The sequence below is a fragment of the Chryseobacterium sp. HNCC26DJ241 genome (genome assembly GCF_057180505.1).
In genome coordinates, this window is the sequence record NZ_JBXUGL010000058.1 from 1 (window position 1) to 8,499 (window position 8,499).

The 8,499-nt window shown below is 36.0% G+C and carries 7 protein-coding genes and 2 pseudogenes; 1 reads left to right on the forward strand and 8 read right to left on the reverse strand.

Annotated features, from left to right (window positions below):
• Positions 1-338: 338 nt before the first annotated feature.
• Positions 339-1,928: pseudogene (locus AC2A1C_RS15445) on the forward strand (IS1182 family transposase).
• Positions 1,929-2,272: 344 nt separating this feature from the next.
• On the opposite strand, the gene AC2A1C_RS15450 reads toward AC2A1C_RS15445, so the two are convergent.
• The 8 genes and pseudogenes from AC2A1C_RS15450 to AC2A1C_RS15485 all read right to left on the reverse strand — a co-directional run.
• Complete coding sequence (locus AC2A1C_RS15450) at positions 2,273-2,941, reverse strand: hypothetical protein (RefSeq protein ID WP_484026817.1); 669 nt, start codon at positions 2,939-2,941, stop codon at positions 2,273-2,275.
• 320 nt (positions 2,942-3,261) lie between these two features.
• Positions 3,262-4,137, reverse strand: a complete 876-nt coding sequence (locus AC2A1C_RS15455) for a GIY-YIG nuclease family protein (RefSeq protein ID WP_484026818.1) — start codon at positions 4,135-4,137, stop codon at positions 3,262-3,264.
• A 346-nt stretch (positions 4,138-4,483) separates the two neighbouring features.
• Complete coding sequence (locus AC2A1C_RS15460; protein WP_484026820.1) at positions 4,484-4,936, reverse strand: SRPBCC family protein; 453 nt, start codon at positions 4,934-4,936, stop codon at positions 4,484-4,486.
• 72 nt (positions 4,937-5,008) lie between these two features.
• Positions 5,009-5,830, reverse strand: coding sequence for a DUF6597 domain-containing transcriptional factor (locus AC2A1C_RS15465; protein ID WP_484026821.1), 822 nt, complete (start codon positions 5,828-5,830; stop codon positions 5,009-5,011).
• Positions 5,831-6,199: 369 nt separating this feature from the next.
• Complete coding sequence (locus tag AC2A1C_RS15470) at positions 6,200-6,682, reverse strand: hypothetical protein (protein ID WP_484026822.1); 483 nt, start codon at positions 6,680-6,682, stop codon at positions 6,200-6,202.
• A gap of 341 nt (positions 6,683-7,023) precedes the next feature.
• Positions 7,024-7,452, reverse strand: a complete 429-nt coding sequence (locus AC2A1C_RS15475; RefSeq protein WP_484026823.1) for a DUF3995 domain-containing protein — start codon at positions 7,450-7,452, stop codon at positions 7,024-7,026.
• Positions 7,453-8,355: an FAD-dependent monooxygenase gene (locus AC2A1C_RS15480; RefSeq protein WP_484026824.1), complete on the reverse strand. Its 903-nt coding sequence runs from the start codon at positions 8,353-8,355 to the stop codon at positions 7,453-7,455.
• Positions 8,312-8,499 (reverse strand): annotated as a pseudogene (locus tag AC2A1C_RS15485) (monooxygenase); the annotation flags it as partial. The pseudogene AC2A1C_RS15485 and the gene AC2A1C_RS15480, both read right to left, overlap by 44 nt.

Below are 8,499 nucleotides of genomic sequence, written 5' to 3' on the forward strand. Positions count from 1 at the left end.
CTTTTTCATCTTCTTTTGTTACAATACCGTCAACCCATATTTTTTTCCCAATTTTTTGTTCCAAAGTATCGTGAGAATCAGTATTCCATATTTTCGAATCTGGAATTTTAGGTAAGTTTTGGAATTCAATTTGCCAATTTGGCCGCTGCATTTTCATAAAATATTGCCTAACGGTTTTCGGCTTTGCGATGTTGGGGAAATCGAAGGACAAATGTTCAATTTAGTACAAATGCTCAATAAAATTCCAATGTTCAAATTTAGTACATCAGCCCCAATATCGCAAAGCCGATGTGCTTGTTGCACAACTCAAAAATAGTTAAAATTTTGTAATTTGCTTTATGCAGGGACGAAAAAACTTTACGCCGCAATTATTCTACGAACTCAGTTTGGAAAGCATGGTTCCGGAAGATAATTTTTACAGAAGAGTAAACAAAGAATTAAATCTGGATTTTCTCTACCGCTCTACCAAAGAATACTACGGAACAGAAGGACAAGAGAGCATTGATCCGGTAGTGTTTTTTAAGATTTTGTTGTTAGGATATTTAAACAATCTCAATAGCGACCGTGCACTACTTCGGTATTGCCAGAATTGTTTAGATGTCCGTTTGTTTTTAGGCTATGATTTAGATGAGGAATTGCCTTGGCATTCCACCATATCAAGAACGCGACAACTTTTTGGAGAAGAAGTTTTCCTTGAGTTATTTCGTAAAATACTGAGCCTTTGCATAGAAAAAGGGATGGTAAGAGGGAAACGACAAGCGGTGGATTCCGCCTTTATCAAAGCCAACGCGAGTATGGATTCCCTTGTTGAAAAAGAAGTGTTGGAAGATGCATCAGTTTTTGTGAATGAGCTAGAAGAAAACAGCGAATTTAAGGTAACCAATACAAGAAAGAAACACGTAGAACACCACCACGACTGGAAAAAAGAAGCTTACCAATCCATGCCGGGAAGCACCAAAAATGAGCGGATAGATGAAGACGGTAACGAAATCCGACCAAAATTTCTGAGCAACCACACGCATTATTCGCCCACCGATCCAGATTCCAAAATCTCGGTAAAACCAGGTAAGCCAAGACAATTGAACTATGCCGGTCAGTTGTGTGTTGATGATTCCAATCACGTAATTACAGGCGCTTGTGCAAGTACTTCGGGGAGCAAAGATTCGGTTATTTTCGGTGAAATAATGTCTCAGACTTTGGTTAATTTTAAATTAAATCAACTGGAAATGGATGAAGTATTAGCAGATGCAGGCTACAGCAGTGGTGAGAGTTTGGGCTACTGTAAAAAGCACGGCATCAATGCTTAATTACTCACAAAGTTTTTATTGTTTTTTATAGGTGTTCGTGAATGCTTCGCATTTCCAAATTTTGGTCAATACAAAGCAGAGCGTGAGGGTTTTATTTTTAACCCCGAAGAAAACCGCTACGAATGTAAAAAACAAGGCGGTAATTTAGCCTTTTTACCCTTCAAAAAAGAAGCCACCGATTCTAAAGGCTACACGAAAAAAATCTATCGAAGCAGCGAAAAAGATTGCAAAGATTGTCCACTTCGAGAGGAATGTTGTGGAAAAGTGACGAAGTTTAAAAAACTGGACGACAGCATTCATAAGCCTTTGTACGATGCGATGCATGAGAAGTTGAACAGGGACAGAAACTACACGAAATTCCTCACCAAACGCAGAAGCAGCACTGTAGAGCCAGTGTTGGGAACGCTGATCAACCATCACAATATGAAGAAAATCAGCGCCAGAGGGATGAAAGCCGCCAACAAACATGTTTTGATGTCGGCATTGAGCTATAATCTGAAGAAGTATCTGAGGTTTTCTGTCCGAAAAGTAAAAACACAGACTCAACTTGTAAACCTCCCGAAAGGAAAGCTTTGGCTTTACCAAAAGGATCAGAATATTGCTTCTATATCCTTGAATTAAAACCTTGTAAAAAAGCCAGATATTTTTTTGTCTAAAAAATGAACCTCCCTTAAATTGCTTTAAAAAAGGTTGCTTTTTACAAATTAACGAGTTGTGCAACGGTTACCGTTGTTAGCAGCTGGCTTTATATTTATTGAGGTCATAACTTAACTTCATATTTAAAAATCCTTATAAACAGGGAGTTTGTCATTGGCTTCGCCGAATCTTCGGTTTCCGTAGGAATCTAAATAATCTTTGTAGAGATGCTTTCAGCATGACAAATTTCGAGCATATTTTTGTAATTTATAGAAAATCAAAATTGTAAATATATAATAGTATGTAATTAAACTATGACCTCAATATATTTATTTCTTTAGTGTTAAATTTTCTATGTTAATACTTCCGCACTGAATTTCTTTATCGTTTACTGCATAAAATAAATTTTGCTTCTTTAAACTAAATCCTGCTCGTGTTTTACCATTGCTTTGCCAACCCGATTTTGGTTTAATATTAAGTTTTACAACATAAAAACTACTCGATTCTTTAGGGTTAATGGTTCTATTCAACGAAGACGATTTATGAAGATTATTATCTAAAAAAGATTCTAAATCCTTCAGGCCGTAATTTGATAAAGGCTCTTTATCAAGTGTCATTGTGTCTGGAGGAAGCAATAATTTAAAGTTTCTACCAGGTAAAGATGGAAGTTCATAGGAATCTAAAGAAAAGTTAATCTTAAATTTTATGGGATTATCAGTTTTGTTGATTATTCTAGTGAAAAAAACAGCATAATAATATTCTTCACCATCAGGGTCAGTGTATTTTGTTCCTCCTCTTGGAAAGCTGTTTTGAATTATTAGGTTACCGCCTTTTGAGTCAGTATAATCATATTTGGTGTAAATATTATTATCATTTTGAACATTCTTTACAGAGTTTAAACTTTCTTTATCAAGTGTATTTGGTATCGATTTTCTGTCTTGTTTACAGGAAGAAAGTCCTATTGATGCCAAAATGATTACAATTATAGTTATTTTCATTTTTTCTTAAAATTGCGTTAGATTCTTGAGTTGCGATAAGCTTGCTGCTAACGGCTCGGCGGATTGGCGAAGTTCCCTCTGGAAGCTCTGCTTCCGTGAGGGGATTTTGCCAATCCGCCGAGCCGATGTGGCGAGACGTAGCGTAGCGGAGTTTCGCCACATCGTTTGGCAGATTGGCGATGGGCGGGACTTTTTACCACCAATGTTGATGCGGAGCACAAAACTTTCGGCAACCACAAAACTGTCAACCGGAGACGCAACCCCGCCTATTGCCAATGTGCTGTTATATGCCGTTATTCTCGTCCGTAATGTTTCTGTCATTAGCTTTTCTTTGCTCTTAAACTTGAAAGTAGTCGTCTAAAGTCTGCATTAATTTCGTTATAGTTGTCCTTTATGTTTAGAGGAGGATTGAACTGGTTTATTAGTTTAATTTCGATACTGTTAAAGTCTGATGTCGGCAAGAAATACATTATGAGATTTTCAAGCATCCATTCAGTTAATTCTTGTTCGTCCTTGAGATTAAATTTTGTCTTTCCAGTGTTTGGGTCTTTGTCCCTTGGTATAAGTTTATAGCCAAATAAAACGCCTAAACTTTTTCGTAAAGTGGAGCGTCCTGCATTGTTGCCTTTGAAATGTTGTCTAAAGTCACGTATCCTTAAACTGCCGCCAGCAATACCTGTGTAGATTACATTCAGTCCCTCGAATTTTGTCAAGGTTGGTGCTATGGAAACGGTCGGAAGTTTTGCGTTTTTACGTAAACACAAAATATAATTGCCAGAACTATCATCAATTTTACTTTCCTCGTCAAGTTTAGGGTCAAAACAATTTGATTTAAAGCTATCAAGTATTTTGTCAATATTGGTTGAACTTGTCGTTGAAGATTTTGGTGTTTTAGGTTTTGTAGTCAGAATTGGTTTTGCACTCGGAATTGGTTTTGAAATTGTCGTTGATGCAGAACTTGGCTTAAAATTACCTCCAATAATTTTTATTCGTCCTGACTTTATTAGCGAATGAAGGTCGGAAACTTGCATATCATTTATACCCCAGTCGTCTTGTCCGTAAAAGCCAAGGTTTCGCATTTTTTGTCGAATAGATTTTTGACCCGATGACGGTGTTTTAATGCGAAGTTTAATCAACTCTTCAAGTTTGATTATTGTGTCTGCTGTAAACTCGTCTTTACCTTTTAATTTTTTCATTGTCGTCTGTTTGCGTGTCGTTTATAATGGCATATAACGGCTCGGCGGATTGGCGAAGTTCCCTCACGGAAGCTCTGCTTCCGTGAGGGGATTTTGCCAATCCGCCGAGCCGATGTGGCGAAGCTTTGCGGAGCACGTCTTGCGGATGTAATCCGCCGAGCCGATGTGGCGAGACGTAGCGGAGCGGAGTTTCGCCACATCGGTTTACGTATTGGCGATGGTGGGGCATTTGAAAAACGTCAGCCCAACATTTGCACAAATGCCCAATAGAATTACAAATGTTGAGTTTATAACTGTCAACCCCACTATTGCCAATACGATGTTGTGCGTTCGTTGCTTTTTTACATTACTTTTCCTGATACCAATTAAGTTGTCCGTTACCAGTCTTAATCAAACTGTATAGGCTCTTTTGAACAAAACCTGTCCACGCCCAGTCACAGCTTTTGTAACAGTCATAAGTTGGTACTAATCCAATTTGAGTAAAGGTAACTTTTGTTTTGTCGTCTGCTTTTGAGATTTCAAAAACGATTTTATTACCTACCCATTCGCTTTGGTCTTTGGCGTTTTTAAAATGATTTTCTAAAACTAACCAAACAACTTTTTCATTTTGTCTCAGTTCAATTGTTTTCAATTTGGTGATATGATTGTCGCCAAAATTATAGTTCCATTCTTCGTTTAATTTGTCTGGGCTTCCTATAATTGAATCACTCCACCAAGCCTGTGGTTTGTTGATTGCATTAAAAACTTCTGCTGGTGTCTGTTCTACCAAAATGGTAGTTGTAAAATCTTGATTTGTCATTTTTATAATTTTTTATTGTTCGGCACAAAAGTATGCAGAGCACATTTCTTGGAATTGTAAAAATCGGAAGTGCTATTTCTTAACGTAACTTTTACTGAACTCATTTGTTTGTTTTTCAAGTTTTGAAGGAGTTAAGCCTGTAAATCGTTTAAAGTCTTTTATAAAATGAGACTGGTCGTAGAATAAGTAATAGTAATCATTTTTAAATAATGACTCATCACTACCAAGTATATAAGATTGATAAAAACTATTGAAGCGAATAATAGAGGAAAGGTTTTTTGGGCTTACACCTAATTTGTCATTAAACTTCATATTTAACCAACGGCTACTGTAACCAGTCTTTTTTTCCAATTCTTGAATTGTGATTTGACCATTTGAAGCCTTTATTTTTTCAACACAATACTCAAAAATTGAGTCTTCGGAATGTGTATAAAGTTGATTGAGTAAAAATTTTTGAATAACAATTAATTTTTGTTGAACAGAAATTGTGTTTGCAATTTGTTCTGCTAATTCTTTTCCAGTTTTGCCTATTAGGTCTTCAAGCGAATAAATTTGATTCTTAATTTCGTTCAAGTTGAATTGAAAGAAACGATACACTCCTTGTGGGTTAAATTCTATACCAATTGTTTCTGTTTCAATATCGTTTTCTGTGTCTAGAATAACTGGCACATCAATAAGCCCTGTCAGTGTAATTTGGTGTTCTCGTGAAAAATAATTCTTCCCATTTATTGATGCAACTACTCCACTTTTATAAGAAATTGTAAGTTTCAAGTTTCCATTGGGAACAACCAGCTTCATTTCGTCAATTGGCATTCGTCCACCAATTTGAAAAATCCACATTTTTTCAATGTAGTTTTTCAAATGAGAATGAGGTTCAATATGCTGAAATTTCATATTCAATTTACTTCCTTATTTTAACCTGTCTATTCATTTTGTAGTGTCCACTTGCAATGACGCACAACGGCTCGGCGGATTGGCGAAGTTCCCTCTGGAAGCTCTGCTTCCGTGAGGGGATTTTGCCAATCCGCAAGATGTGCGAAGCTTTGCGGAGCACGTCTTGCGGATGTAATCCGCCGAGCCGATGTGGCGAGACGTAGCGGAGCGGAGTTTCGCCACATCGTCCGGGGCTTTGCGTTCGGGCGGGAAATCGAAGCACAAAAGCTGATGTTATTACTAAAGTTCAATTGAAAAACTACCGTTGAATTTTGCACTTCAGCCCGCCTGACGCAAAACCCTTGTTAGCAGAAGTGCTTGTTTCTACAATTATTCTTCCGATATTCTTAATTCCCACTTTTTCGTTTTTACAAAATTTAAGAAAATCAATAGGTCATTTATACAATTATTGTCCCAAACACTATTTTTAGGTTCTTTTTTGTGATTTTCGTTAATTATTGGAATTATTGACAGTAACCATTCAAGTTCGTTCTCTAAAATTACTTCTTCTATTGAATCAACATCACACCAGCCTTTACATTCATTCCAATTTCTTATAAACTTTGGCAATTCCCCATATTCTTTTTTATTGTCAATAAGTTCTCGTATTAATGAGTCAAAATACCCTTCCCAAAGACTAAAAAAATAAATATTATTTTCTCCTTGAGTTAATTGTATTTCGTGAAATTGATTTTCAGCAAACTCTTCTATGTTTCGCTTAAATTTAGTGTTTTTTGAATTTGTATAAAATCGTATTTCTTTTTCTCCTAAAAAGTCTGAGTAATAGTCCAATTTTAAAAAATCAATTTCCATTAGTTAGCCTATTTTTTCCTGTTTAGACGGTTCCATAGCATTTCTGCTAACGGCTCGGCGGATTGGCGAAGTTCCCTCTGGAAGCTCTGCTTCCGTGAGGGGATTTTGCCAATCCGCAAGATGTGCGAAGCTTTGCGGAGCACGTCTTGCGGATGTAATCCGCCGAGCCGATGTGGCGAGACGTAGCGGAGCGGAGTTTCGCCACATCGGTTTACGGCTTGGCGATGGTGGGGAATTTTATGCACTTCAGCTGAAATTATTACTGAAGTTGATTAGAATTACCGAAGCTGAAATTTAGCAGTTCAGCCCCACTATTGCCAAACCGATGTTAGCAGAAGTTTTTATTTTGTTAGTTCTAAAATTATTGTCAGTGTTCCAATTATCAAGCATAACGGTGAAAAATATTTAGTGTCATTTTTGCCAAATTTTGTTTGTTTTATTTTCTTAAAAAACCCAACATAGTTAAAATCTCCAATTGCTCTCAATGTAAATATACCTGCAATAATCCAAAGTCCATATTTAGAAAGCCATTGAGGTGTGTCAAAAGTTACTAGTCCCGACATTACTAAAATGAAAAGTCCACAACCTAATAAGCCAACCGCAACAATTAATGTTGGTAAAATGGTAGGATTTAAAACTTTTGTATTGTTGTCGTCTTTGGTTGGCAATACAGCATCGCTTCCCCATTTTCCTCCAAACGCCCAATAGAAGTGAATTGAGGAAATAAACAAGAAAATTAAAAATAAAATCATTGCTATTATTGTTGTCATTTAGTTCAAGTTAAAAATCATATCCATTTGTTTTTTATTGGCTGATTTTGGCATATTTTTCATTGCAAAGTTTCGTAGTCTTATTCCAAACTTATTTTCTAAATGTGCCATTTTTCCAACTCTCCAACTTGTATTTACAATCGTATGTGCTTTCTTTCGTCTTAAATTCTCATATTCTGCAAAAGTATTTTGTATTTCAAGTCCACTGTCAAGCAATTTGCCTAAAACATAAGCATCTTCAATGGCTTGACACGCACCTTGCCCCAAATTTGGCGTTGTGGCGTGAGCCGCATCTCCAATCAAACAAACATTTTCATCTTGCCATTTGTCAATTGGTTTTAAGTCAAAAATGTCACTTACAATAATTTGCTCTTTTTTTGTAACTGAAATAATATTTAAAATATCTATATGAAAATCACTAAAAAATTCTGTCAAGTTTACTTCATCTGCTTTTACATTTTTTGAGTTTGCCAAAGCATACCAATATACTTTTTTAACGCCAATTTTCACAAAACCGAAACGTTTGCCTTTTCCCCAAGCTTCGTTTAGTTCATTATGATATTTTTGTGGTAAATCTATTTCACAAATTCCTCTCCAACAGATTTGGTTTGGGTTACGCAATGTGCTTTTTTCAAATAATTGATTTCTAACGACCGATTTTATACCGTCTGCACCAATTACAAGTTTGCTTTCAATTGTTGAGTTGTCTTCAAAAGTTAGTTTAAAAAGTCTATTTTTTTCAATTTTTGAAAGGCGTTTTGATAAATTAATGTTTTCAAATCCAATTTCATTGGCAAGTATTTTTTGTAATTCTCCTCTGTGAATGGCAATATTTGTAACTTTATATTTTTGTTCGTATTCAGAAAGATTGACAACTGAAAAGCGGTTTGAGTTGGTCGTCAGTAATTTTCATAAAGGAAATTTTATTCCCTGCGTTTTCAATTTTGTCTTGAATGCCTAATTTTTGAAAAACTTGCATTGCATTGTTAGCCAATATTATTCCTGCTCCAACAGGTTTTATTTCTGTTGAACTTTCAAAAATGTTTA

Excerpts from the sequence above, each read along its gene's own strand:
- AC2A1C_RS15450 (WP_484026817.1), bottom strand. The coding sequence starts at position 2,941 with ATGAAAATAACTATAATTGTAATCATTTTGGCATCAATAGGACTTTCT.
- AC2A1C_RS15455 (WP_484026818.1), bottom strand. The coding sequence starts at position 4,137 with ATGAAAAAATTAAAAGGTAAAGACGAGTTTACAGCAGACACAATAATC.
- AC2A1C_RS15460 (WP_484026820.1), bottom strand. The coding sequence starts at position 4,936 with ATGACAAATCAAGATTTTACAACTACCATTTTGGTAGAACAGACACCA.
- AC2A1C_RS15465 (WP_484026821.1), bottom strand. The coding sequence starts at position 5,830 with ATGAAATTTCAGCATATTGAACCTCATTCTCATTTGAAAAACTACATT.
- AC2A1C_RS15470 (WP_484026822.1), bottom strand. The coding sequence starts at position 6,682 with ATGGAAATTGATTTTTTAAAATTGGACTATTACTCAGACTTTTTAGGA.
- AC2A1C_RS15475 (WP_484026823.1), bottom strand. The coding sequence starts at position 7,452 with ATGACAACAATAATAGCAATGATTTTATTTTTAATTTTCTTGTTTATT.